We start from the raw sequence: 26059 nt of genomic DNA on the forward strand, positions 1-26059 counted from the left end.
GTATTACCTTATCTATTTTACTATAATTTCTTAAATTTTTCTGAAAATCATTCGCTCTCAGGAAGCTCTACTTCTGCTAGGTTCTTTCGTAGCATGAGAATACCATCTCCAAGTGGAACTAGAGTTGCTGTTAGACCTGGATTGTCCAACGTTGCGTCGAAAAGTCTTTGCAAACCTCGGTAAATGGTTCGTTGACCACGGCGGACTTCCATGATGTCCTTGGCAACATCTCCTCCTTGGAAAATATCATCCAAGACGACTACTCCACCAACTTCCAAGTGCTTGAGGATTTCAGGCAGAAAGACGATATACTTTGACTTGGCCGAATCCATAAAGACAAAGTCATAAGTTTCTGTCAAAGTAGATAAAACATCGACTGCATCTCCCTCTAAAAGAGTGATTTGCTTACGACTGTCAAACTGGGCAAAGTTTTCCTTGGCAAAGGCTATCATCTCAAGATTACGGTCAATGGTTGTAATCTTGGCATCTGGCGCATGTTCCGCCATCAAGAGGGCTGAAAAACCGATAGCTGTCCCAATCTCCAAAATGTTCTTGGGCTGTATGGTCTCCATGAGAAATCGAAAATACGCGACCGTTTCATGGGGAATAATGGGAATGTTTTCCTTGCGAGCGAAGGTCTCCAATTCTTTCAAGGAACCTGTCACCTGCTTTTGACGCTGGCGCATGAGTTCTACGATTTCTTCCTTGACGACGGGACGTCGCATATTGTGATTGGCATTTTTACTATAAGACTCTACCATCTTAAGCCAGTCCCAATTTTTCAACAAGGGCTTCAAACTCATTTAAACGGCGTTCAAAGACTGCAAAGGCGTCGTTGAGATAGTCTTCCTTCTCCATATCCACTCCCGCTTTTCTCATGACATTAAGCGGATAGTCAGACTTACCAGCCTTGAGGTAGTCGATATAACGGTCACGGTCTTCCTGACTACCATGGACAATCTTTTCAGCCAAGGCTGAAGCAGCTGCAAAACCTGTTGAATACTGATAAACATAGTAGTTATAGTAGAAGTGAGGAATGCGTGCCCACTCATATTGGATTTGAGGATTGTCTTCCTTGCTGAGTCCATAGTACTCTTGGTTCAAGTCAGCGTAGAGCTTATTGAGGAAATCACTTGTCAAGACTTCTCCATTTTGATCTGCTTGGTGGATGGCATGTTCAAACTCAGCGAATTGAGTTTGACGGAAGACTGTTCCACGGAAACCGTCTAGGAAGTTATTGAGAATTGCAAAACGAGTCGCATCGTCTTCTACTTCTTCCAACAATTTCTCTGTCAAGATATTTTCGTTAGTCGTTGAGGCAATCTCAGCCAAGAAGATAGAATAATCTCCGTAAACATAAGGTTGGGTTTCACGAGTATAGCTGGAGTGCATACTGTGACCTGTCTCATGGACAAGGGTAAAGAGATTATCTAGATTGTCCTGCCAGTTGAGAAGCATAAAGGCATTGGTATCGTAAGAACCACCAGAGTAGGCACCAGAACGCTTGCCTTGGTTTTCATAGACATCAATCCAACGCTCACTGAAGGCACGTTTAACACGGCTCAAGTAGTCGTCACCTAAAACCGCCAAAGCTTCTTCTGCCTTTTTCAAGGCTTCCTCATAAGTAAAGCTGTATTCTACTGAAGATAGCGGTGTGTAGACATCGTACATCTTGAGATCAGAAATACCCAAGATTTTAGAACGAAGGTTAAGATATCGATGCAAGAGTGGCAAGTGCTTGCGAACTGCTGCTACTAGATTGTCATAGACACTTTCTGGAACAAAATTGGCTGCGAGGGCTGCATGGCGGGCACTCTTATAGTTGCGAACTTTAGCACGGTAGTTTTGCACCTTAACATTTGTCTGCAAGGTCTTAGCATAAGTGTGTTGGAATTGCTCATATGTCGCATAAAGGGCTTCATAGGCACCACGGCGCACTTCACGGTTTTTAGACTCCATCAAGCGGATGTAAGTACCGTGTGAGAGTTGTACTTCCTTGCCTTCGTCATCAAGCACGTATGGGAAGCTAATATCCGCATTGTCCAAAATAGCGAAGGTTTCACTAGCAGCGCCAAAAATTTCTCCTGCTCCAGCAAGTAATTCTTCCTCACGTTGCGAAAGAACATGGTCTTTCTTCTGCAAGAGCTTGTCAAAAAAGTGTTTGTAAACTTGGAGTTTTGGTTGAGCTTCTAGGAAGACCGCATACTGCTCTTCCCTAATCTCCATAAACTCAGGTTCATAGAATGAAAAGGCTTGTTCTAACTGACTGTATAGGGTCATTGCCTTAGCATAGTACTCTTGATACTTGGCTTCACGCGTGTCCTGGTCATTTTTCATATGCGCATAGACATAAAGCTTTTCAACTTGGCGTTCCAAGTCGAGTGAGAATTCTGTGATCTCAAGCAAACTGTCTGCGCTGTCCAAGAGATGTCCCTCATACTGAGATGCTGTTTGTACTTTTTCAGTTAAATCTTTCAAGGCTTCTTCCCAAGCCTGGTCTGTTGGGTAGATCGTTGAAAGATCCCATGTATCTTTTTCATTTATTTCATATCGTTGTAATACCATAAGATTCCTCCATCCTTTCTATTTTACCACATTTTTTGAGAAATATAAGTGATAAAAGGCTGGTGGATAGAGCTTTTGGCGATTATTTTTCGGATTTTTTTGATAGTAAGCCTGAAAATTTCTATAATAGCTAGCCAAATCCGTTTCAATCTGCAAAAAATCACCTGACTCTATCGGTCTGACTTGAGGATACCAGTCGTCTAGTTGATGCTTTAATAGATTGTCTCCTTGATGATAGGCCTCTTCTTGCTTCTTCATCCAGTAAGGCGTTTGGTAGTACAACTGTTGGCGAATGTAGTGACAGATAGTTGAATCTTGAGAAACTGTAAGACTAGCTAGCTTTTGTTTTTGATAAGGAAATCGTAGAATTTCCAAGAGATTTCCTTGGCCATAGGGAAATTCCTTGACCTGAAAATGAAGCTTGCCACGTAGGTCCTGATGCAAAAGATATTTGAGTCTCAAAACTTGCTTTTTGATATCCAGTTCCCAAACATAAAATCCCATATTTTGACTAAAATAGAGAAATCCCCTTTGCAATTGTGTTAATCGCTCTTTTAACCAGAGTTTTTCTCCCAGTAGCCAGATAACCTGATAGTCTTGGCTACGGTATCCTTGGCTTCTATCGCCTAAAAGCTTTTGAGACAAGGAACTGCACTGAACCTCCAGAGCTAGTTTTTCATTGACGAGAACATCTGCTATCTGCTGAATCTCGGGCAGACTATATTCTAAGGCGACCTGATTGTTCTTCTTGGCCCAGTGATAAAGTGCCTCTTTGTTGCCCAAGTGTTCTGGACTTTCATTCTCAAAAATAGCCATACAATCTCTTAAAGATTCATGGGCGAAATGCGTTCGAATGCTCTGTCCTTGGCGTAATCGTAGTCCGCCCCCACAGGCGGGGCAGGTATAAGCTTGCCTGGTAACATCTTTTTCGAGGGCATTTACCAAATTCCCCTTGGCATCTCTGGCTACAAACATGGTCTACCTCCTTTTCTCATTTATTCGAAAAAGAAGTGAAAAAGACTGGAATTCCAGCCTTTCATGATATTATTTCTTATCTTTTTTGTCTCTTAGAGTATTTTTTCAGCATGGGTATGAGATTGGGGATCTGCTCGCTTCTAATGACCAGCACGCCGTATTCCTGGCAGCGATTGGCATAAACAGGATTGATTTTCCCCGTACAAACAATCAACTTGAGGCAACGCTCTCCAGCAAAATGATTGGCGTAGACTTCTAGCTCATTGATGGCTTCAACTGATAAATCTGTCATCTTGCAGGAGATAAAGGTAATCGAGCGGCCCTTTCTCAAAATGACATCAATCTCATTTTGAACATTGTCTGCCTCTGGAAAGATGCCATTCCAATCAATCTCACCGCCTATCATGCACTCATCAAACAGCTGAGACTCAAGCGCCAAGAGATAGAGATATACCTCTAAAATATACCCCTTGTTGCGGCAAAAGACTTGAGCTTCTTGACTTGGAAAGCTGTAAGCTACTCGTTTCTTGTCTTCGCTTTCCATACAAAGCATCCCCGCTTCCACAAGTAAGGGGATAAGGACTTCTGGGTAGTGATAATACTTGCCGTTGTTTTCCAGTATCTTTTCGGTTTCAGCATGAAGGTCATTGGTCTTAGCTAGAGAAAAAAATTGGGTTACTTGGTACCAATGGGCGGGATTGGCAATAGCAGAGCTGGCTAGTTTTTTAATAGCAGCAATTTGCTGAGCTGAGTGGATAGGGCGTTTTGATTTGAGCATTTTTCCACCACGCAAGGCTATCAACTGCTGGATGCTTAGGGTTGGAATGTCCAAGTCTTCTTTTTCTAACTGACCGGCTACCCACTTGTATTGTTTTCCTCGCTCGACATCCATGGCAACGATGGGGAGGTCCCGATCCAAGCCGTATTGATAGAGGGATAAGGCTAGTAGCGAATCCCCACCAAAAACATCGAGAAGGACTTGGTCGTAACCTGCTAGGCAATAATCTAACTGGTCCGCTAGTTGTTCTAAGGATAACTGACGAAAGGTCACTCGTTGGATATGAGGCACCTCATCCATGATAAACTGACGGAGGGAGAGCTTCTCTTCATTACTTATTTTCGTCAAAGATAGAAAAAGAATCTCGTCACAATCACTGATAAAGGCTTGGTAGACATTCTTTTCCAATACATGCCGATCATACAATTCCACCAAAAGACTCGTCATTCGACCACCTCCATCATAAAGACTTTCTTGCGCTGAGAGTATCAGCAACACAGTTCTACTGCTCAGATTTCCTACTTCTAGTATAGCATAAAATCCTGCTCGTCCCAATCAACCAACGCAAACAAAAACGAATAGAAACCTTGCAAAGTGATTTCTATTCGCTAGTATAGGTTTGATTTACTTGACTTTTTTGGCTAACATAGTCGCAAAGCGTAGTTGAATGCGATTGCCATTTTCATCACGACGGTGCAGATGTCCTGGGTTTTCATTATACTTGACCAATTCCCAATCCTTGTAGTAGTCCGCCAACTCCCCTTCTTTAAAGGTGAATGGGAAGTTAACCGAGCAAGGATAATCCTCCGTATCCATGGCACAGACGATAAGATTGTAACCACCGACCGTGGTGTGCTCCTGCATATTTTGGATAATATCTGGAATGCGGTCCGCTTGTAGGAACATCAGAACAACTGTCGATACGATGAAATCATAGTCTTGTCTAATGCTGGCTGAATTGATATCATAAAGTCCGACAGGCATTTCTAGATCCTCTTGTTCCACAATGCTTTGCAAGATTTCAAGGGACAATTCATTTTGATCCACAGCTGTCACATCAAAACCATTCTGTGCAAGAAAGAGAGAGTTACGTCCTTGACCACAACCCAAATCCAAGGCTCTTCCTGGTTTCACCGTCTGCATAGCCTCTAGGACCTCTGAATGGACTGGATTGGTCTGGTATTTCTTAGGGAAATAATCCTCAGGTTTACAATAAAATTCCAAGTACCATTCTACATCATCAGTGGCAGCCTCCACTCGGTGCCAGGCTTGCGGTTGTGCCATGGGATTGTCAGCTCCTGCCTCAAAGAGGTGCTCAGCTAGAACCTCACCATCTTCATTCAACTCAATAAACTTGAGTGCCCCCTTTAAGACAGTAATTTTTCCCCAAGTGCCGACCTTAGTATTGTGCTTTTGCTGGACAGCTTCTGGCATGGTCTGTTTGTTCCACAAGGGCATCCGTTTATAGGCAATTAATTTTTCCATTTTACTTCCTCTTCTTAACGCTGGTTGACAGCTTTCATCACACGCGCGATGTCGCGGTTTTGTTCACGTCGCTTGATCGACTCTCGTTTATCATAGTCGTGTTTCCCTTTTGCTAAACCTAAAAGGAGCTTGGCGTAGCCATCTTTGATGTAGACTTTAAGGGGAACAAGGGTCATCCCTGTCCCTTTGGTCTCTTGTTCCAATTTTTGAATTTGCTTCTTATGGAGCAGGAGTTTGCGACGACGTTCCGGTTCCTGGTTCCAGATATTGCCCTCTTCGTAAGGGGCAATATGAACATTGCTCAGCCAGACTTCCCCATTTTTTACTTGGGCAAAACCGTCCTTGAGATTGATTCGAGCAGCTCGAACGCTCTTGATTTCAGTTCCGGTCAGGACCATTCCTGCCTCTAGCGTATCTACGATTGTATAGTCGTGGTGCGCTTTTTTATTTTGTGCGACGACCTTTCCCTCGCCCTTTGCCATGCTTGGCTCCTTTCTTAGCTACTTCCTTGTAAAAAGGTTTCTTGCCTTTTTTCTTTTTATCTTTTGATAAGGACTTGCGTTTGTCGTTAGGACGTCCCTGTCTTCTCTTGTCCTCTTTTTTGTCCGAACGACGATTTGAACCACGACCTCTGTCACTGCGATTAGACTGTTTCAAGCCTTTTTCAATGACATCAAATTCACTTGGGATATAAGAGAAGTCAATCTCACCTGTCATCTTATCCGCTCTTTCAACGCGAATACGAATCTGCTGTCCCACGCGGAAAGTTATGCCTGATTTCTCCCCACGGAGTGTCAAATCCCGTTCATTGAAATGATAAAATTCAGGTAGATTGGTGATGTGAATCAAGCCTTCAACTGTATTCAGCAATTCGACAAAGAGACCGAACTTAACAATGCTGGATACAACCGCATCGTACTCTTCTCCCACGTATTCTTCCATGTACTCAGCCTTTTTCATAGCTTCGACTTCACGCTCTGCCTCGATGGCACGGCGCTCACGGTTGGAAGACTGGGTCGCAATCTCTGGAATCACTTGCTCAAAATGCTCTGCTATTTCCATGGAACGCCCATAGTCACGAATCATCCGGTGAACAAGGAGGTCAGGATAACGGCGAATCGGGCTGGTAAAGTGAGTGTAATAGTCTGCCGCTAGTCCATAGTGGCCGTGATTATGCTCTGAATAGCGAGCCTGCTGCATAGAACGGAGAAGCATCACGGACAATACATCCGCATAGGGTTCTCCCTCAACAGCACGCATGATGTCTTGGAGCGCCTCTTGGCTAATCTCACTAGCCGTCCCATAAATTCGTAAACCAAAGCTCGAAGCGTAATCAATAAACTTCTGAACTTTTTCAGCCTTGGGCTCCTCGTGGATTCGATAAATGAAAGGTAGATCCAGCTTGCTAAAGTGCTCGGCAACCGTTTCATTAGCAATCAACATGAAGGACTCAATCATCCTCTCAGCAATGCCACGTTGGCGAAGAACGATATCCACAGGCTTACCTTTTTTATCCACCAAGATCTTAGCTTCACTGGTATCAAAGTTAAGGGCACCACGTTTCTCACGCATGCTTTCTAGCCTTTCATGGAGCTTGGCCATGAGTTCGATACTTGGAACAATTTTCTTAAACTCTTGTCTCTTTTTCTCGTCACCAGCTAGGATATCATTAACAGCGCTATAGGTCATACGGAAACTTGTCTTGATAACCGTTTGGGTAATAGTGTAATGAACCACACGACCATGTTTATCAATTTCCATAATGGCAGACTGGGTCAAGCGATCGACTTGAGGATTGAGCGAGCAAATGCCGTTTGACAAACGCTCTGGAAGCATTGGGACCACACGGTCTGTCACGTAGACAGAAGTCGCGCGGTTAAGGGCTTCCTTGTCGAGGGCAGAACCCTCAATCACGTAGTAGGAAACATCCGCGATGTGAACTCCGAGTTCCATATTGCCATTCTTTAAAGGCTTGATGTGTACCGCATCGTCCAAGTCCTTGGCATCCGCACCGTCAATGGTAAAGGTGATTTCATCTCTCAGGTCCAGACGACCTTCCATATCCTTTTGAGACGGAGCTTCTGGCACACTTTCTGCCTCCTTGAGAACAGCTTCTGGAAATTCTGAGACAATATCCATGGATTCCAAGACTTCAAGAACGTCAATCCCGGCATCAGTCGAGTGTCCCACCACGTCCAGCACACTAGCGACAAAGAAATCATGTTTCTTACTTGGGTATTTGTCGATAAAGACCTTGAGAACTTCAGTACCTTCCAACTTGATAGCTGGTTTCTTCACATAGATTGGCTGGCTGATTTTCTGATTTTTTGAACGGATGTAGCCCGCATACTTGGGCTTTTCCTGATCCAGAACGATTTGGCCGACAACGGTTGTCAGGCTGTGTTCTAGGATATCAATAATTTTGGCTTCTGCTGCCGTTCCCTTATTACGGTCAGCAACTTTCTTAATGACTACCTCAACGGTATCGCCATCAATAGCATAGTTGACATCGTTTTTTCCTACAAAAAGGTCGTCCTCTTCGCCTTCTAGACTGACAAAGCCAAAGCCGTTTTTATGGGCATGAAAAATCCCTTTGAGGGTAATTTCATGTTTCTTCTTTTGGTCCAGACATAAGCTACCATCATCTTCAAAACGAATCTGGTGCTTTCTTTCCATCAGAGACAGAGTTTTAATCAACTCACGGAAATCCTTGGATCCATCCTTTCCGAGAGCCTGAGCTAGGTCATTTACCGTCACTCGCCCCTTCTCTTGCAAATATTCTTTGATTTTATCTTTCATGTTTTCTTTCTAGACTTTTTAATTTTCTTTTACTGTAAGACCTTCTCAAACATCATTTAATACTCAATAAAAATCAAAGAGCAAACTAGAAAGCTAGGCGCAGGCAGTACTTGAGTACGACAAGCCAACGCTGACGTGGTTTGAATTTGATTTTTGAAGAGTATAAAAATAAAAATAGGCTAAGACCTAGTCCTGCCCATTTCTTATCTACTTGATAATACCGTCAATGCTAAGGCAATGGCTAGCCAGAAAAAGACTAAAATACCTGTCAAACGTTGCATCACAGCTTCAAAACCACGCGCTTTACTACGTTCAAACAAATCACCTGAGCTGGCATCAAATACATTGCTGGATTGGTTCTTAGTTGGTTGCATGAAAATCGCAATCACAATCACAACAGATAATACTAATAAAATGGTTAATAATAGGTTATACATATCAAACTCCTTAAAATCCCTATTATTTTACCATAAATTCTACTTAGATTCAAGATGTAAAGTTACTTTTCTTTCCTTTGGACAATATTTTAACACCTCAATCTTGTCTGGATGGGTTTTGGAGTTCTTACTGGTTAGATAATTCATGCTGCCACAAGAGGAGCACTTGAGATTGATTTTTACTCGCACTAGATTTCCTTTACTTTTAATAATGATCTAAATTGCACTAAGTTACATAAACAACTGAAAGCCACACAGGCTGCTGTCGCATAAAAGACAGCATGGTAGCCCAAATATCCTGCAACTGCGGATCCCGCCATAGGTCCAATCACTCCACCGAGGTAAAAAAAGACTTGGTTGAAGGCGAAAATCCTTGAAATACCTGATTTCGGAGTCATTTTGCTAAGAAGGGCATTAACTCCCGGTATGAGAGCACCTGTTCCCAAACCAAAGAGAAAACGATACAAGCCAAGTTGAAGGGGGCTGGTCGCATGGGCACAAAGAAGGTAAATGATGACGGAATAAATCTGCGCTGCAACTAACAATCTATGATTCCCTACCTTATCGCCAAGTTTTCCTAGAATTCCAGCACTCATCATGCTAGAAAATCCCATGCTGGATACGATCAATCCTGATACAAAGAGGAGATTCTCAGTCTGCCCTAAGTCCCGCACATAGAGAGCTAGAATGGGGCCAATTGATTGAGCTGAAAATTGAATGACGAAGCTCGTCAAAAATAGATTCACTAAAAGCCTAGGATACTTGAAAGCAGAAAATACTTCTTTCGTTGGGATAGCCTTCTCCTTAGCCACTGGCTGAAAATCTTCCTTGATAAAGAAAATGGTTAGGATTGCAGCTAAAAATAAGAAAGAACCTACCAATAAAAAGACATTACGAATGCCAAAAATTTCAGCAATAAAGCCTCCAACAAAGGGACCCGTCAGTGTTCCTGCAACAACACCTGTAGATAGAGTCCCCAGAGCCGCTCCAGACTTATCTTTCGGTACCTGACTAGCAATCAAGGCCGTTGCATTGGGGACAAAACCAGTAAATACACCATTGAGCAAGCGCAAAAAGAGTAGCCAATAGATATTTGGCACAAAGGCCAAACCTCCCATGGTAATGGTCATGGCAAGACCTGCTCGAATCATCATGGGCTTTCGACCATATTTGTCAGCAAGAATACCCCAGATGGGAGAAACTAGAGCTGCTGAAACAGCGGAAACTGAGATGGCTAATCCAGCATAAAAAGCAACTTGGTCCCCTTCAATTCCCAACTGTTCTACAAAGATAGGCATGAAAGGAACGACCAAGGAAATGCTGGCGCCCGTTAGAAAACTACCAAACCAGGCGACACGAAGATTCTCTTTCCAACTAATCTCTTGCACAGCTATCGCCTCCTTCAAGTAACTTCACTACTTGAGCCACAAGCTGATCACGACTGCCATTATTATCTAATATATGGCTTGCCAATTTTTTCTTTTCTTCTAAAGACCACTGGGCAGCCAAACGGGACTCAGCTACTTCCATAGAAAGATGATCCCGTTTCATGAAACGTTCCACCTGAACATCTCGGTCCACATAGACCAGCCACGTTTCATCAAACCAGTTGGCGTAGTCCTGTTCAAAAAGCAGGGGAATATCCATGAAAAAAATCGCTTCTGTCTGGGCTAACTGGTCTCTCAGTGCAGCCAATTCCTCACGAATAATTTCCCCTTGGGTTTGCTTAGACCATTCTCGTTCCTCAGGATTTGAAAAGATGAGACTAGCCAGAAGAGGGCGATTAAGTTCTCCATTTTCAAGGATGATTTCCTGTCCAAAGTGCTGAACTAAGAGCTGATAAAGACGACCACCAGGTTTCTGTAGTTGGTGGACGACTGCGTCAGCATCCACCACTTGAAAGCCTTGCTCTCTTAGGAAATTTGTCACAGTTGATTTACCAGAGGCAATTCCTCCTGTGATTCCAATGATTTTCCCCATCAGTCCCTCCTTTGACACTGAGGACAAAAATGAGTTCCTCGTCCACCGAGCTGGAACTTCTCAATCACTGTCCCACAGCGGGAACATGCTTGTCCAGTCTTATCATAGACCTGATGGAAGTCCTGCATGGTTCCATCTTCCCCAAAGGCATTGGTATAGGTCCGAATGGTTGACCCCCCTTTTTCAACAGCCTGACCCAAAACAGCAATGGTCTGGTCATGAATTGCTTTCGCTTTCTTTGCTGTCAAACTTTGAGAAGGCCTAGCTGGATGGACCTGAGCTCGCCAGAGAACCTCATCCACATAGATATTTCCAAGACCAGCTACCAAGGTTTGGTCTAGAAGGTGGGATTTGATAGGCTTTTTAGATTTGGCTAGGGCAGCTTGGAAGGACTGCAAATCAAAATCCTGCTCTATTGGCTCCGGCCCTAGTTTTTTAGAAACAAAGTAAGCTTCCAATAGGTCGGGTGCCAACAGTTCCATGGTACCAAACTTGCGTACATCCTCATACACAAGAGTACCGCCATCCTCAAAATGGAAGAAAACATGGGCATGCTTGCGTTCTGGAACTTGGTCCGGATAGTAAAAATACTTTCCCTCCATTCGCAGATGTGAAATCAAGACCTTGTTTGTCAGGTAAAAAAGCAAATATTTTCCACGACGCCCCATTGACTCGATAATCTGACCAGGTACTTCCCTTTGAAACTCTTCCAAATCCGTCTTAATCATCTTGGGATAACGAATTTCTATACTCGAAATCTTCTTTCCTATAATCAATTTTTCTAAGCCACGACGAACCGTTTCAACCTCAGGTAATTCAGGCATAGTTCCTCCTTCTGTAAAAACAAGAAGCAGGCATGAGCCCACCTCTACTTAGTATTCTTTTTCATTATACCCAAAGTCTGCCAAATCTAGCTTTTTATCACGCCAGTTTTTCTTGACCTTGACCCAAGTTTCTAGGAAAACCTTATCCCCTAGCATGAGTTCGATATCACGACGGGCCATGGTCCCAATCTTCTTAAGCATGGCGCCACCTTTACCGATGATGATACCTTTTTGACTATCACGCTCGACCATGATGGTTGCACGGATATGAACCTTGTCTGTCTCTTCATCACGCTTCATGGAGTCAACTACCACTGCAACTGAGTGAGGAATCTCTTCTCGAGTTAGGTGCAAGACTTTCTCACGAATCATCTCTGAAACCAAGAAACGCTCAGGATGATCTGTGATTTGATCAGCTGGGAAATACTGGAACCCTTCCTCAAGATTTTCACTGAGAATGTCAATTAAACGAGAAACGTTATTTCCCTGAAGGGCTGAGATAGGAACAATTTCCTTAAAGTCCATCTGGTTACGGAAATCATCAATCTGAGCCAAGAGCTGATCAGGATGAACCTTATCAATCTTATTCACCACCAGAATCACAGGAACCTTGGCAGCTTTCAGACGCTCGATAATCATATCGTCGCCCTTACCACGTGGCTCATCAGCTGGCACCATGAATAGAACAGTATCCACTTCACGCAGAGTACTATAGGCAGATTCCACCATGAAATCTCCAAGGGCTGTTTTAGGCTTGTGTATCCCTGGTGTGTCGATAAAGACGATTTGCTCCTTATCAGTCGTGTAAATTCCCATGATTTTGTTGCGCGTTGTCTGCGCCTTGTCACTCATGATGGCAATCTTTTGCCCCATAACGTGATTTAAAAAAGTTGACTTCCCAACATTGGGACGTCCTAAAATGGCTACAAAGCCTGATTTAAATGTCATAATTTCCTCTTATTGTTTAAAATAGTATATCCCAAATACGTGGGAGAAAGATAAGTGCACCAATCACTGCAGCAAGAAGGGAAACCACAAGTACGGCACCAGCTGCCATATCCTTGGCTTTCTTAGCTAACATAGAAAAGTGATAGTGACTGGCTAGATCCACCACATTTTCAATAGCAGAGTTAATAATTTCAAAGGCTACTACCAAGAAAATGCTCATTAGGAGAAAGAGCCATTCAATCCGTGACACCTGAAAAACAAAACCTGCAAGGATGACCACTAGAGCTGTCACTGCATGTTTTCGCATATTGCGTTCTTCCTTGAAAGCAGTCAGAATTCCTGTAAGGGCAAATTCTAAACTGGATACCAGGTCACGATTTTTCCATTTTCGTTTATTGTCTTGTGAGTCCATAGGCTGTCAAAATTTCTTCTTGTAAACCGAACATCTCCGCTTCTTCTTCCGGAGTGTAGTGATCGTAGCCGTTAATGTGTAAAAAGCCGTGTACTGCCAAGAAGCCCATCTCACGCTCAAAGCTGTGGCCATATTCCTCAGCCTGCTCATGAGCCTTATCGATAGAGATGAACAGTTCCCCAATATAAGCATCAAACTCAGACATCATCTCTGCCAATTCAGGATTTTCAAGCAAATCCTCTTCGTCAAAGGCAATATCCAACTCTGGTTTATACTCAAGGCTGATAACATCTGTCGGACGATCCGTATCACGGTACTCCAGATTGAGTTCGTGGCTACGCTCGTTGGTCACAAAAGTGACTGCCATCTCCTTGTCTTCTTTTCCTATTTTTTGGGCTGCAAATTCCAAAATTTCTTGGGTTTGGTGCAAGATTTCTTGTGAAACTTGACCAGTTTCATCTACCATTTCAATATACATGTACTTCTCGATTCTCTTTACTTGGCTTTATTATACCATATTTCCATGATTTTATTCTACCTTTTTGATATAATACTATGGAATACAATCACAAGGAGAGAACGATGTCATTTGACGGATTTTTTTTACACCACATGGTTGAGGAATTGCGAAGCGAGTTGGTCAATGGTCGAATCCAAAAAATCAATCAGCCTTTTGAACAAGAGTTGGTCTTGCAAATCCGCAGCAATCGCCAAAGCCATCGCCTGCTCCTCTCTGCTCATCCCGTTTTTGGTCGCATCCAGCTGACCCAAACGACTTTTGAAAATCCAGCCCAACCTTCTACTTTTATCATGGTTTTGAGAAAGTATTTACAAGGCGCCCTGATTGAGTCAATTGAGCAAGTCGAAAACGACCGTATCGTGGAAATTACCGTTTCCAATAAAAACGAGATTGGGGACCATATCCAGGCTACCTTGATTATCGAGATTATGGGCAAACACAGCAATATTCTACTAGTCGATAAAAGCAGCCATAAAATCCTCGAAGTTATCAAACACGTCGGCTTTTCACAAAATAGCTACCGCACCTTACTTCCAGGATCGACCTATATCGCTCCGCCAAGTACCGAGTCTCTCAATCCATTTACCGTCAAGGATGAAAAGCTCTTTGAAATTCTGCAAACCCAAGAACTAACTGCAAAAAATCTTCAAAGTCTCTTTCAAGGTCTGGGACGTGATACGGCAAATGAATTGGAAAACATTCTTGTCAGTGATAAACTGTCTACTTTCCGAAACTTTTTCAGTCAAGAAACCAAGCCATGCTTAACAGAGACTTCCTTCAGCCCAGTTCCTTTTGTAAATCAGGTGGGAGAGCCTTTTGCCAGCCTTTCTGACTTGCTGGACACCTACTATAAGGACAAGGCTGAACGCGACCGTGTCAAACAGCAAGCCAGCGAACTGATTCGACGTGTTGAAAATGAACTTCAGAAAAATCGACATAAGCTGAAAAAACAAGAAAAAGAATTACTGGCAACAGACAATGCTGAGGAATTTCGCCAAAAAGGGGAATTGTTGACAACCTTCCTCCACCAAGTGCCTAATGACCAAGATCAGGTTACCTTGGACAACTACTACACCAATCAACCTATCACCATTGCGCTTGATAAGGCCTTGACTCCCAGTCAGAATGCCCAACGCTATTTTAAGCGTTACCAGAAACTCAAAGAAGCAGTCAAATACCTGACTGAACTGATCGAAGAAACCAAGGCTACCATTCTTTATTTAGAAAGTGTCGAGACTGTTCTCAATCAAGCTGGGCTGGAGGAAATCGCTGAAATCCGTGAAGAATTGATCCAAACTGGCTTTATTAGAAGACGCCAACGCGAGAAAATTCAGAAACGCAAAAAACCAGAACAGTATCTGGCGAGCGATGGCAAGACCATCATCTATGTCGGACGAAACAACCTGCAAAATGAGGAATTGACCTTTAAAATGGCCCGCAAGGAGGAACTTTGGTTCCATGCCAAGGACATTCCTGGAAGCCACGTCGTCATCTCAGGAAATCTTGCCCCATCTGATGAAGTTAAAACAGATGCGGCCGAACTAGCTGCCTACTTCTCCAAAGGGCGCTTGTCAAATCTCGTGCAGGTGGATATGATTGAAGTCAAGAAACTCAATAAACCAACTGGTGGCAAACCCGGTTTTGTAACCTACACAGGACAAAAGACCCTCCGCGTTACACCAGACCCAGAAAAAATCGCATCTATGAAAAAATCCTGATTTCAAGTGAAATCAGGATTTTCGTTTACATTTTACTCTGCAATCAAGGTTTCCAAACCAACCTTCATCATATCGGTGAAGGTATTTTGGCGTTCTTCTGCAGTAGTATCTTCATCTGGATTGACCAAGCTATCAGAAATGGTCATGATAGCAAGGGCATCAACGTGGTGTTGGGCAGCAAGATAGTAAAGGGCTGCTGCTTCCATTTCCACAGCTTTAACTCCCCATTTACCAAGTTCGATGTTCTTTTCAAAGTAGTTTGAATAAAAGACATCTGATGACAAAACGTTTCCAACGTGGGTGGTCATACCAAGTTCTTTGGCGATATGGTAGGCCTTGTCAAGCAAATCAAAGCTAGCGATTTGTGGGAAATCATACTGTGGCCAGTCGTTGCGGATGATGTTTGAGTTGGTTGCAGCTGCTTGTGCCAAAACCAATTCACGGACGTGGACATCTTCATTCAAAGAACCAGCAGTTCCCACACGGATCAATTTTTTCACACCGTAGTCCACAATCAACTCACGCGCGTAGATCGAAATGGAAGGCATTCCCATCCCAGTTCCCATGACAGATACACGGTGACCCTTGTAAGTGCCAGTGTAACCAAACATGTTACGCACTTCATTAAAACAAACAGCATCTTCAAGGAAATTCTCAGCAATAAATTTCGCACGAAGAGGATCCCCAGGAAGAAGAATTTTATCAGCAATTTCACCCTGCTTAGCAGCAATATGGATAGACATGTTTAATATATAAAGGGCGACAGAGAACAATGTAAAAATAGGAAACTGACGAAGCATCGCAGATGCTAGACAGTTTATCTTTTTTACACAGTTCTCCGCCCGTATTCAGTTCAACAAATACGGTTTACCCATCCTTTCTTTCTTGATTTTAAAATTAAATATTTCACAGAACAATTAGCCCGAGTTTGACTATAACTCAGATACTCTGCCTTTCTGTAGTTCCTAGTTTACCAATGAATCTAAAAATGCATACAGCTTTGCATTCATTTCAGAATAATCGTTTCCACGTAATTCTTCTGGTGTTTGAACAAAAGGCAACTTTTCACTTTGCTCTCTTAATTTCTCCTCACCATCCGCAGTAATTAAAAGTTTTACTGCGTCTGGATCAAATTCCAAATGAGCCTGAAAGGCATAATGTTTTGAACTGAAGCGAATAATTTGGCGTGGACAACCTTGACTGGTCGCTAAGACGACAGCTTCATCTGTCAGCCCTGGCATATCACCGTGCCAGTGGCCGGTTTCTATGTTTTTTCCGAACAAGCTGACATGAGGATCTGTTAGACCTTGCATCGTCAATGTCACAGGATAAACGCCGATCTCGCGCTCAGGACTGTGCTCATACTCCGCACCATAGGCAACAGACAGGAGTTGCGCACCAAGACAGACACCAACAATATAAATATCTGCTGCAATCGCTTCTTTCATAAAAGCAAGCTCAGCCTTTGGATCATAGTATGGGAAGTTTTCTCTATCCTCATCAGGTGATTGAGGACCACCCATGACAATCAGAAAATCAATCCCGTCAATTGTTTCAGGAAGAGGTTCTTTTTCATAAACCTTTGTTGATGTAATTTGATGACCTCGTTCTATAGCCCATTTTAGATATGCGCCTGGAACCTCAAATGTCTCATGTAAAATAAAGTGAACTCTCATGACATTACAATTCAGCAAGAATCGCTTTAAGCAAACCTTTGAAGTCACCTTTGACACGCTCTGTCACTTCCACAACTTCCTCGTGGTTAAGTTCTTCTTGGAATCCTGCAGCATGGTTAGTAATACATGAAATACCGAGAACTTTCAAGCCTGAGTGAGCGGCTACAATCACTTCAGGAACAGTGGACATACCAACTGCATCTGCCCCCAATGTCTTATAGGCACGAATTTCTGCAGGTGTTTCATAAGTCGGACCGGTTACACCGATATAGACACCTTCATCAAGCTTGATACCGAGTTTTTTAGCCACTTCATGGGCAGTAACACGGTATTCTGGTGTGTAGGCTTTAGACATATCAGGGAAACGTGGACCAAAGTCATCCAAGTTTTCACCCATTAATGGGTTTTGCCCCGTCATATTGATATGGTCTGAGATAGCCATCAAGGTACCAGGACCATAGCCAATACCACCAGCTGCATTGGTTACAATGACACCTTCACATCCGAGTACTTTCATTACACGTACTGGGAAAGTCACGACTTCAAGAGGATTGCCTTCGTAGAAATGGAAGCGTCCTTGAAGAGCCAAGACCTTGCGCCCTGCAAGTTCACCATATACCAATTTACCAGCGTGCCCAACTACTGTAGAGCGGCCCCAGTTTGGAATGTCTGCATAATCTACTACAACTGGATTTTCGATTTCTTCAGCCAATTCTCCAAGTCCTGATCCAAGGATTAGACCGAACTCAGGCGCTTGGATTCCCTTGTCTTTCAGGAAAGCAGCTGTTTCCTTGATTTTATCTAAAAATGTCATTGTGTGTCTCCTTTATTATTTTTTAACATTTGACCGATTTTGTCAAAAGTTTTAGCATTGCGAATGGTGATGTTGCGATAAAAAGGCATCTTGAGCAAGTACTTATGATAGGCAGTTGCATAGTAGGATTCCTCTGAGATTTTCCCCCAGAAAATCCCAAGTCTTCCAAAATGAACCACTTCATCTTTCAGTGCCAAACTGTTCACTTTCTCGATGACTTGATCCACATCCAAGCCCTCCGTGTAGAAGAGCACATCCTTTCGTGCCAAATCTTTGGTCCACCATTCAGGCAGATTTTCAAGTTCCGCTTCAAAGTCCTCAAGACTCAGCAAGGAAAAGCTCTGAATAAATGGATAATGGACTGCAAAGAAATCCTCTAACTTTTCAACCAATTGGGCTTTGGCATCTGTCGAAGTAAAGAAAATATTGCCACTGTTGATGTAGGTTTCAACCTTTTCCAGTCCCAACTCTGTCAGTTCTTGACGAAGTTGCGCCATAACAACCTTATTCTTCCCACCGACATTAATGCCCCTAACCAGTAAAGCATAGTGTGTCATCTTATACCAATTTATCTAAGAAACTTTCCCCAATCATGGCAGTTTCCACACCAAAGTTATCCGCAACTGTCACTGAGATATCTGCAAAATGTCCAACTGGAATGACACCATTTCCTTTAAAGGAAGGACTGTAAGCCAAAAGTGGAATATATTCGCGAGTGTGGTCTGTTCCTGCATAGGTTGGGTCATTTCCATGGTCCGCAGTAATCAAAAGAAGGTCATTTTCTCTCATAGCTGCGATAATTTCAGGCAAGCGCTCATCAAACTCATGCAAGCAATCACGGTAACCATGAGCATTGCGACGGTGGCCGTAAAGGGCATCAAAGTCCACCAAGTTTGTGAAAGAGAATCCTTTTTCAAACTCAGCAAGTCCCATGGTCTTCAAAAGTGTATCAATTCCGTGGCTGTTTGACTTGTTGTGGCCCATGTCATGATTGATACCCGCACCGTTAAAAATGTCATTGATTTTACCAACAGCGTACGTATCGATGCCAGCTTCGTTCAATTTATCCAAAACAGTTGGTGCAAATGGGGAAACGGCCAAGTCACGACGGTTAGCTGTACGAGTGAAGTTTCCTGGCTCGCCAACATACGGACGGGCAATGATACGACCTAAAAGGGCAGGACGCTCAAGGGTAATCGAACGCGCGTATTCACAGATACGGTACAATTCATCCAAAGGAATAATGTCTTCGTGGGCAGCAATCTGCAAAACAGGGTCAGCTGAAGTATAGATAATCAACTCTCCAGTTTCCATTTGACGTGGTCCGAAATCATCGATAACAGCCGTACCTGAGTAAGGTTTGTTGGCTTCACGAATGACCTTACGTCCTGAAAATTCTTCGATTTTTGTCAAGATTTCTTCTGGGAATCCGTTCCAGAAAGTATCGAAAGGCTCGGTAATATTGAGTCCCATGATTTCCCAGTGACCAGTCATGGTGTCCTTACCAAGGGAAACTTCTTCCAATTTTGTTGCATAACCTGTTGGATTGCTTTCAGCTGGTACAGTCTTAAGCGGCGTTTCGCGAGGAATATTTCCTAGACCGATTTTGGCCATGTTTGGCACATTCAAACCAACTGTTTTTGAAATGTGTCCCAATGTGTCAGAAGCTCCATCTGGAACTCCTGCATTGACAAAGTTATTAGCATCTGGTGCTGCACCGATTCCTACAGAATCCAATACCACCAAGTGAATACGATTAAATTTTGACATAGTATGTCTCCTTATTACTTTGATTAGTTTGCTTTTGTTGAAGTTAAAATCTGAACTCCTTCTCGTCCAGCTACGATAACCTTATCCACCATTTGGTTAAACAAGCCGTGCTCTACGACACCAACGACATGGTCCAACTCTTGCCCAAAGGCAATTGGATCTTCAATGACATCCAAGGCAAGATCAATGATAAAGTTCTGCATATCGGTCACAAAACGTTGACCGTCTTTTTCACGGAAACTTGGTTTGTAGCCAGCTCGCTCAAACCGACGAAAGACCTGTTCTGCACCATACTGAATCACTTCTACTGGCAATTTAAAAGCACCTAGTTTCTCTACTAGTTTGCTTTCATCTACCACCCAAATGTATTCTTTTGAGGGCGTTGCCACAACCTTCTCCATCAGAAGGGCACCACCTCCGCCTTTGATTCCATTAAACTGGCTATCTACTTCATCCGCCCCGTCAACCGTCACATCAACAAAATCCACTTGATCAATCGACTTGAGCGGGATGTTAAGTCCTTCAGCCTGTTTACTAGTCACACTGGAAGTTGTCACAGCAGTAATCTGCAAACCTTCTTCCTTGATCCGACGACCTACTTCCTCTACGAAATAGTAGGCAGTAGAGCCTGTTCCCAGACCGACTACCATGCCATCCTTGACAAACTCAGCAGCCTTGATACCTGCCATCTTTTTCAGATTCTCCACTTAAACACCTCCATTAAAGAGCTATTTTTATTATAACATGTATCCGTTTTTATTTCATGGATACACTGGAAAAACCCGAACATTTTTATTTCGGGTTTTGGTGTCCTATTTAACCATATCAGGATCGTAATCATAGAATCCTGTGTCGAGGAAACGGTTTTTAGGGTGTAACTTGCGCACTTCCTCATCTAACAAGAAGGCTTGGTCATGGCTAAAGTTACCCTCTTGAATCAAGCCACGCGCCTGAATAAAGAGTTTAGCAATCTCCACAAAGTTCTGACCTGGTGTGTAGAGTCCCTCTAGCTTCCAGTGAGTGAAACCATGTTCTACCAACTCTGTCAATTTAGTCATCAAATCAAGGTCGTTATTTGCAAAGATGTGGGTACCATGATTGTCTTCAAAGATGGAATAGTGACTTTCTGGGTCACTCGGCTCTGCCAAGAAGAGGTCACGTTTACGCGTCTTTTCATCATCGATATGCGTAAAGTTATAGTAGTTTTGCAAGAGTGGACGCTTAGAATGGTGGATGACACTAGCTCCGTAAACCAATACTTCAGCAGGAATTTCCAAAATCTCAGGCATCTTGAAGAGTTCAGCAGATGGAATTTCACGCGCCAAAACCGCCTCAGATGCGCCAGCCTTTTGACCCCAGAAGTTAATCTGACGACTACTTGTCACCATGGTTGAAGCATCGTAGATGGTCTTAAAGGAATAACCATCGCGATTGACAACGTAAAAGACACCTGCATCCCCAACAGTAATATAGTCTGTCTTAATTTCTTCCAAGAAGTCTAGGAAAGGCTTGATACGGTCCATCATATCTTGGTGCATGAGGGCATTAACCGCAACAATCAATTCTTTGCCTGCTTCATGAACCAACTTAGCAATGGTGCGTAACTCTTCATAGCTAAAGGTTGTTGGCAGACGAAGGCCAAAATCTTTCTCACCGACGTAGATACGGTCTACGCCAGCTTCGAGTAGTTGTTCAACTTGTTCAATACTTTCAGCAGTTGCTGTAATGATAATCTTTTCCATAAGAAAAATTATACCACATTTCTCAAAAATCAGCTATGGGTACTGAGAGTTTCACAAAAAGTTAAACTTGTTTCTATCTTTCCCAATCAAAAAGTGAACAGTAACTTGTACCATTCACTCTATTTTATGCATGTGTTTCTTCAACTAGGTGGCCATCGTTCATGACATAAATACGATCAACCTTATCAAGAAGGCGAGTATCATGCGTAATCATAACAACTCCTCTACCTTGTTCATGGGCAATGGCAGCCAGCATCTCCGTTACTTGGTAAGCACGCTCGGTATCAAGACTGGCTGTCGGCTCATCTGCAAGAACGATACTCGGATTGTTATAAAGCGCTCTAGCAATCGCGGCACGTTGACGTTCGCCACCCGATAGAGCCTTGGGATACTGATTCTGGACCTTTTCCAAATCCAACAAGTCAAATAGCTCTTTTCGGTCACTTTTACTATTTTTTCCCTTATCCAGTCTGTCTATCAAGTCAAGCTGTTCCTTGACCGTTAGAAAAGGAATTAGGTTTGAAGCCTGGAGAATGAAACCAAACTCTCTAAAACGGAGGTCTGTTTTTTCCTTCTCCGTCAAACTGCCTGTTTCCTTCCCCTTTACTAGAATCTTTCCACTCGATGCTTCCTGAAGTTGTCCTAGAGTTGTTAGAAAGGTTGTCTTGCCAGAGCCAGAAGGTCCAACAATAGCTACGAACTCTCCCGCATTTAGCTGAAAATTCGTCTCATGCAGGGCAACGACTTTCATCTTTCCTTCCCCGTAGGTTTTTGTCACTTGATTCATTTCAATCAATGCTGTCATACTATTCTCCTTATCATTCTGCAATCGCAGTAATCGGGTCCACCTTTAGCAAGCGTGGAAGTGAAATGACACCACCTAGAAGGGCCATCAAGGAAATTACCAAACTTAGGACAGAGTAGGCTATCCAACTTGGATAGAAAAAGAAGGTAGCTGGTAAGACTAAAATCACTCCTCCAATTGCCAGCAAGGCTAAAGCAATCCCCATACCAGCTAGGAGGAAGATTTGACAGAACAGAGACCATACAATGGTTTTGATCTGTATCCCCTGAGCCCTCATTATTCCATAAAGACCTAGTTTTTGGATGGTAATGATATAAACAAAAATTCCCACAATCAAGCCTGTAATGACAATCATAGCAAGAATCATTCCTGAAAATACATTAACCTGAGGTGTGTAACCAGGAATTTTCGATATCATTTTTGGAATGGAAATCTGTTTCAGACCATCCCCGACCACTTCTATATCATTTTTCAATACCAAGGCAGAGACGGAACGATTGGCTTTCAAGGTTCCTTGTAAGGTCCAATAAGTTGTCAGACTCGTAAAGACAACTGGCTCGGTGAAAAATTTATTTCCTTGAGTCAAGCCTACGATCTTGTAACTTGCCTCGCTTCCATTGAGCTGAATGGCATCGCCTAGCTTCATCCCATAGTTCTCAAAAGACTGATCCACGACAACCTCATCATCCCCTTCTGGGTACCTTCCCTCCGTCAAACTAGGAGAGATAAAAGAGTCCCAGTCTTGAGCAAAAATGGAAACATTGACCTTTTCACTACCATCAACTAGATTGGTTACAGCGAACATATAGCCCAATGGAGCAGCCTCTTCAGAACTCTTGTCCTTGTAGTCCTTTTCAGGAATAAAGGATGCCGTCAAATTATCATTTGCGTAGTCGGATAAAACGACACCCGTCGCTTGCCAATTATCAATAGCTGCTCGGTTGTTTCGCACAAGACCAAGAGCTAGACTGGTCATAAAAAAGACCATAAAAGCGATAAGAAAAATGGTAGTTAGAATCAAACTATATCGAAGTTTGTTTCGTAATATCTCTTTGATAGCAAGATACATGCTTATCTCCTTTTACTTTTCCCAGAGGTAGCAAGAATGCCACCCAGTCCAATAGACAGAATCTCTGTCCTTCCATCCATTCAAAACAACTCCTACCAATACTCTTCAAAAGTATCCAGGTAGCAACTTAACAAATCATCTTAGGAAAAGGCCTCAGCTTGCTATCAATTTATATAAGTTATCCTTACCTTTCTCAGTATATTTATAATAGAGAAAGTTAGGTCATCTGTTTTAAGTGTAACATCCATGCTATCATTTTCTCTAGTGGGTGTCAAGAAGAGAGACTTAGAAGTTGATAAGAGACTTTAGTAGTTTTGTAACAATTCTGTAATAATTCTCTGCATAAAAAATGATAAAATAGTTATGTACTGTTAAGGAGAGAATCATGTCCGCAAGAAAACTAGAAGCTTATGAGTTTGAACAAGCTCCCGAATCGAAACAAACTCCGCTTTACCAAGATTACACACCTGAAGCCCCAGTCGGCCCTAACCTAAAAGAGATTTTATTTTTTGTAAATATCGCTTGTTTCTGTATTTTTATGGCACTGTTTAGTTTTATCTTTTTAGCCTTAAAATTAAATACAGCTTTATCCTTTATCGCTGCAATGGGTCTTAGTTTCGCCCTTTTACAACTTCAACGAAAGATGATGAAACGAAAATTTTTAAAATAATGGTTGGTACTACTACCAACCTCTTTTCTAGTTATCAAAAAAGACAGTTATATAACTGTCTTTTTATTTATTCTTACGTTTTGAAGGAGATTGAATAGCGATTTTAACTTCAAAAATTGTTCCTCTAGGTTTGTTATCTTTTACGCTAATCGTTCCTCGTAAGGCATCTACGATCTGCTTGGCCAAGGATAGTCCAAGACCAAAGCCACCTTTCTGACGAGTTCTTGCCTTGTCTACACGATAAAAACGGTCAAAGATTTTCTTCTTGTCAGTAGCTGAGATTCCAATTCCGTTATCCGTTACTGTTAGATAGAGGTGACGATCTGTAGCATGAACTACGAACTCAATTTTCCCATCTTCTTCGGTATACTTGATGGCATTGTCAAATAAAATGGTCATGAGCTGTTTTAGGAGTAACTGATCGGTCATGAAGGGACGATAAATCCGATTTTCGTAGTTAAAAACTCGATCATTTTCAGAAGCAATCAACTCATAGTTAGCAAAGGTCGTCTTAAAGAACTGTGGTGATACTTCTGCTATTACTGGTTTGATTCCATCATCGCGACGTGCAAGGTTGAGAAGATTGGTCGTGAGGAAGCGCATGTTGCGAACTTCTTCAAGACTGGAAGCGATACTTTCGCTGGATTCCATAATCGTTGCCTCTGGTTTTCGAAAGAGATTTTCCAAACGATTTTGTAAAACGGCCAAAGGCGTTCTCAGTTCGTGACTCGCATTTTCAACAAAGGGCTTCTGCTTTTGCATGCTTTCCAGCAAGGGTTTGACACTGACGCGTGCCAAGTAAACACTGGCAATTAAAGACAGGAGCCAGAAACTAGCCATGACTACAACAATTAAATGCTCGTGATTTTGGCTGATTTGCTCGAGCTGGCTGGTATTGATTAAAACCGCCGCATATTTGACATTGCTTGAAACAGTGGACGAATTTGTTTCCATCAAAATCATCCGATAGGTTTCTTCCTGACCGTAGCTATTGACAACTTGGATTTGGCGAATGTGATTCAACTCCTTTTTGTCCAGCTTGATCTTGTCCAAACCTAAAAAACGATTGCCCAGTAAGAGTTGGTTAAAATCCTTGTCAAAGAGCAAGACTTCCGTATTGGAGCTGACATTGGGTTTGATTTCAGCCTTGTTGGCATCCGCTGTTGCTGGTTGAATATCCTTGACCTCTTCAGTTGCCCGATTCAGGGCTAACTGGATGACAGCTTGGGGACTGCTACTAAGGGCTTGGAGTTTTTCATCTACAGAAGTGTAGAGAATCGAGTGCATGACCTGGAGGATAATCAAGGTCATAGCAGAGAAGATCAGTGTGAACACTCCAAAGTTTCGAATGAAATAGCTGAAATCATCTGCATACCATGTTTTTTTTAGTTTATTGAACATCTTTTAAAATATACCCGACACTACGCAAGGTTTGAAGATTTTCAGCAAAGGCTGTTCCCTTCAATTTCTTACGAACTTTTGAGACATAGACTTCTACAACAGAAATCGTCGTATCGCTATCAAACCCCCATAGACGGTCAAAAATTTGCGTCTTAGGAAGAATAACATTTTGATTTTGAAGGAAGTAAACCAATAACTCAAACTCTTTTCCGAGTAGTTCCACAGGAGTATCTTCCACCTTCACTTCATTCGTTGAAAGGTTGACGACAATATCTCCATAGGTCAAGGTGTTTTCGTTAAACTTGCCTGAACGTTTGAGAAGGGCTTGGATCCGCATTTTGAGTTCTTCTAGGTAGAAAGGTTTGGTCAGATAATCATCTGCTCCCAACTCAAAACCATGTCCCTTGTCATCCAAACTTTCCTTAGCGGTCATGATAAGGACTGGTGTGGTAATTCCTTTTTCGCGCAATTCTTTCAAGACTTGGAAACCATTTTTTTCCGGCAACATCAGGTCAAGCAAAATCAAGTCATAAACGCCACTTTCAGCTTCGTAGAGACCTTCTTCTCCATCAAAAACCTGCATGACATCTGCAAAATCATCTAAAAAGTCAAATACTGAGTTTGACAGGCCTAGGTCATCTTCGACTAATAAGATTTTTATCATCAGAAAC

Annotated in this window: 28 protein-coding genes; 2 read left to right on the forward strand and 26 right to left on the reverse strand. The window is 42.6% G+C overall.

The window, feature by feature from the left end:
- Positions 1-47: 47 nt before the first annotated feature.
- The 15 genes from MP387_RS05280 to ybeY all read right to left on the reverse strand — a co-directional run bounded on the left by MP387_RS05280 (position 48) and on the right by ybeY (position 13681).
- Positions 48-761: an O-methyltransferase gene (locus MP387_RS05280; RefSeq protein WP_242745558.1), complete on the reverse strand. Its 714-nt coding sequence runs from the start codon at positions 759-761 to the stop codon at positions 48-50.
- 1 nt (position 762) lies between these two features.
- Positions 763-2565 carry an oligoendopeptidase F gene (pepF, locus tag MP387_RS05285; protein WP_242745560.1) on the reverse strand — a complete coding sequence of 601 codons (1803 nt, stop codon included), beginning with the start codon at positions 2563-2565 and terminating at the stop codon, positions 763-765.
- An 18-nt stretch (positions 2566-2583) separates the two neighbouring features.
- Entirely contained in the window at positions 2584-3540 is a 957-nt protein-coding gene (locus MP387_RS05290) for a competence protein CoiA (RefSeq protein WP_242745561.1), read from the reverse strand.
- Between the two features lie 76 nt (positions 3541-3616).
- On the reverse strand, positions 3617-4765 hold the full coding sequence (locus tag MP387_RS05295; protein ID WP_242745563.1) for a PDDEXK family nuclease: 1149 nt from the start codon (positions 4763-4765) through the stop codon (positions 3617-3619).
- A gap of 177 nt (positions 4766-4942) precedes the next feature.
- Positions 4943-5803: an SAM-dependent methyltransferase TehB gene (gene tehB / locus MP387_RS05300; protein ID WP_242745566.1), complete on the reverse strand. Its 861-nt coding sequence runs from the start codon at positions 5801-5803 to the stop codon at positions 4943-4945.
- 14 nt (positions 5804-5817) lie between these two features.
- Entirely contained in the window at positions 5818-6285 is a 468-nt protein-coding gene (gene smpB / locus MP387_RS05305; RefSeq protein WP_001051742.1) for an SsrA-binding protein SmpB, read from the reverse strand.
- Positions 6248-8602, reverse strand: a complete 2355-nt coding sequence (rnr, locus tag MP387_RS05310; RefSeq protein WP_242745568.1) for a ribonuclease R — start codon at positions 8600-8602, stop codon at positions 6248-6250. The genes smpB and rnr overlap by 38 nt, the downstream gene beginning before the upstream one ends.
- A 203-nt stretch (positions 8603-8805) precedes the next feature.
- A complete protein-coding gene (gene secG, locus MP387_RS05315) occupies positions 8806-9039 on the reverse strand; it encodes a preprotein translocase subunit SecG (protein WP_000282517.1) in 234 nt (77 codons plus the stop codon).
- 39 nt (positions 9040-9078) lie between these two features.
- Complete coding sequence (rpmG, locus tag MP387_RS05320) at positions 9079-9228, reverse strand: 50S ribosomal protein L33 (RefSeq protein WP_007519517.1); 150 nt, start codon at positions 9226-9228, stop codon at positions 9079-9081.
- Entirely contained in the window at positions 9228-10427 is a 1200-nt protein-coding gene (gene pmrA / locus MP387_RS05325; protein WP_242745570.1) for a multidrug efflux MFS transporter PmrA, read from the reverse strand. Before pmrA ends, rpmG begins: the two co-directional genes overlap by 1 nt.
- Positions 10414-11019 (reverse strand): dephospho-CoA kinase, encoded by a 606-nt coding sequence (gene coaE / locus MP387_RS05330; protein WP_242745572.1) that lies wholly within the window; start codon positions 11017-11019, stop codon positions 10414-10416. The genes pmrA and coaE overlap by 14 nt, the downstream gene beginning before the upstream one ends.
- Entirely contained in the window at positions 11019-11843 is an 825-nt protein-coding gene (gene mutM / locus MP387_RS05335) for a DNA-formamidopyrimidine glycosylase (RefSeq protein ID WP_242745574.1), read from the reverse strand. The genes coaE and mutM overlap by 1 nt, the downstream gene beginning before the upstream one ends.
- A 48-nt stretch (positions 11844-11891) precedes the next feature.
- The gene (gene era / locus MP387_RS05340) at positions 11892-12791 is read right to left on the reverse strand and encodes a GTPase Era (protein ID WP_000143274.1); all 900 of its coding nucleotides are present in this window, start codon (positions 12789-12791) and stop codon (positions 11892-11894) included.
- A 16-nt stretch (positions 12792-12807) separates the two neighbouring features.
- On the reverse strand, positions 12808-13203 hold the full coding sequence (locus MP387_RS05345) for a diacylglycerol kinase family protein (RefSeq protein ID WP_000378182.1): 396 nt from the start codon (positions 13201-13203) through the stop codon (positions 12808-12810).
- Positions 13184-13681: an rRNA maturation RNase YbeY gene (gene ybeY, locus MP387_RS05350; RefSeq protein WP_000275165.1), complete on the reverse strand. Its 498-nt coding sequence runs from the start codon at positions 13679-13681 to the stop codon at positions 13184-13186. The genes MP387_RS05345 and ybeY overlap by 20 nt, the downstream gene beginning before the upstream one ends.
- Positions 13682-13785: 104 nt before the next feature.
- On the opposite strand from ybeY, the gene pavA reads away from it, so the two are divergent.
- Complete coding sequence (gene pavA, locus MP387_RS05355; protein WP_242745576.1) at positions 13786-15441, forward strand: Rqc2 family fibronectin-binding protein PavA; 1656 nt, start codon at positions 13786-13788, stop codon at positions 15439-15441.
- Between the two features lie 32 nt (positions 15442-15473).
- Here the strand turns inward: pavA and deoD are convergent, their stop codons facing one another.
- The 9 genes from deoD to MP387_RS05400 all read right to left on the reverse strand — a co-directional run bounded on the left by deoD (position 15474) and on the right by MP387_RS05400 (position 23317).
- Positions 15474-16184 (reverse strand): purine-nucleoside phosphorylase, encoded by a 711-nt coding sequence (gene deoD / locus MP387_RS05360; RefSeq protein WP_000022080.1) that lies wholly within the window; start codon positions 16182-16184, stop codon positions 15474-15476.
- A gap of 222 nt (positions 16185-16406) precedes the next feature.
- Complete coding sequence (locus MP387_RS05365; protein WP_242745578.1) at positions 16407-17117, reverse strand: type 1 glutamine amidotransferase; 711 nt, start codon at positions 17115-17117, stop codon at positions 16407-16409.
- A gap of 4 nt (positions 17118-17121) precedes the next feature.
- Positions 17122-17931 (reverse strand): purine-nucleoside phosphorylase, encoded by an 810-nt coding sequence (locus tag MP387_RS05370; protein WP_242745580.1) that lies wholly within the window; start codon positions 17929-17931, stop codon positions 17122-17124.
- Positions 17928-18488 (reverse strand): DUF1697 domain-containing protein, encoded by a 561-nt coding sequence (locus tag MP387_RS05375; protein ID WP_242745582.1) that lies wholly within the window; start codon positions 18486-18488, stop codon positions 17928-17930. Before MP387_RS05375 ends, MP387_RS05370 begins: the two co-directional genes overlap by 4 nt.
- 1 nt (position 18489) lies before the next feature.
- Positions 18490-19701, reverse strand: coding sequence for a phosphopentomutase (locus MP387_RS05380; protein ID WP_242745584.1), 1212 nt, complete (start codon positions 19699-19701; stop codon positions 18490-18492).
- A gap of 23 nt (positions 19702-19724) precedes the next feature.
- Entirely contained in the window at positions 19725-20408 is a 684-nt protein-coding gene (rpiA, locus tag MP387_RS05385; protein WP_242745586.1) for a ribose-5-phosphate isomerase RpiA, read from the reverse strand.
- Between the two features lie 105 nt (positions 20409-20513).
- Complete coding sequence (locus MP387_RS05390) at positions 20514-21443, reverse strand: peptidase U32 family protein (protein WP_000411181.1); 930 nt, start codon at positions 21441-21443, stop codon at positions 20514-20516.
- A gap of 124 nt (positions 21444-21567) precedes the next feature.
- Entirely contained in the window at positions 21568-22248 is a 681-nt protein-coding gene (locus tag MP387_RS05395; protein WP_242745593.1) for an ABC transporter ATP-binding protein, read from the reverse strand.
- 13 nt (positions 22249-22261) lie between these two features.
- Positions 22262-23317 (reverse strand): ABC transporter permease, encoded by a 1056-nt coding sequence (locus MP387_RS05400; protein ID WP_242745600.1) that lies wholly within the window; start codon positions 23315-23317, stop codon positions 22262-22264.
- 385 nt (positions 23318-23702) lie between these two features.
- Here MP387_RS05400 and MP387_RS05405 point away from each other — a divergent pair, with 385 nt between their 5' ends.
- On the forward strand, positions 23703-23987 hold the full coding sequence (locus MP387_RS05405) for a DUF3270 domain-containing protein (protein WP_084918530.1): 285 nt from the start codon (positions 23703-23705) through the stop codon (positions 23985-23987).
- 63 nt (positions 23988-24050) lie between these two features.
- Here MP387_RS05405 and MP387_RS05410 read toward each other — a convergent pair whose 3' ends face one another.
- Both MP387_RS05410 and ciaR read right to left on the reverse strand, forming a co-directional pair.
- Positions 24051-25388 (reverse strand): sensor histidine kinase, encoded by a 1338-nt coding sequence (locus MP387_RS05410; RefSeq protein ID WP_242745602.1) that lies wholly within the window; start codon positions 25386-25388, stop codon positions 24051-24053.
- Entirely contained in the window at positions 25378-26052 is a 675-nt protein-coding gene (gene ciaR, locus MP387_RS05415) for a two-component system response regulator CiaR (protein WP_000590630.1), read from the reverse strand. The genes MP387_RS05410 and ciaR overlap by 11 nt, the downstream gene beginning before the upstream one ends.
- Positions 26053-26059: the final 7 nt, after the last annotated feature.

Origin of the sequence: Streptococcus oralis (genome assembly GCF_022749195.1) — a bacterium.
In the GTDB taxonomy this organism is placed as follows: domain Bacteria; phylum Bacillota; class Bacilli; order Lactobacillales; family Streptococcaceae; genus Streptococcus; species Streptococcus oralis_CI.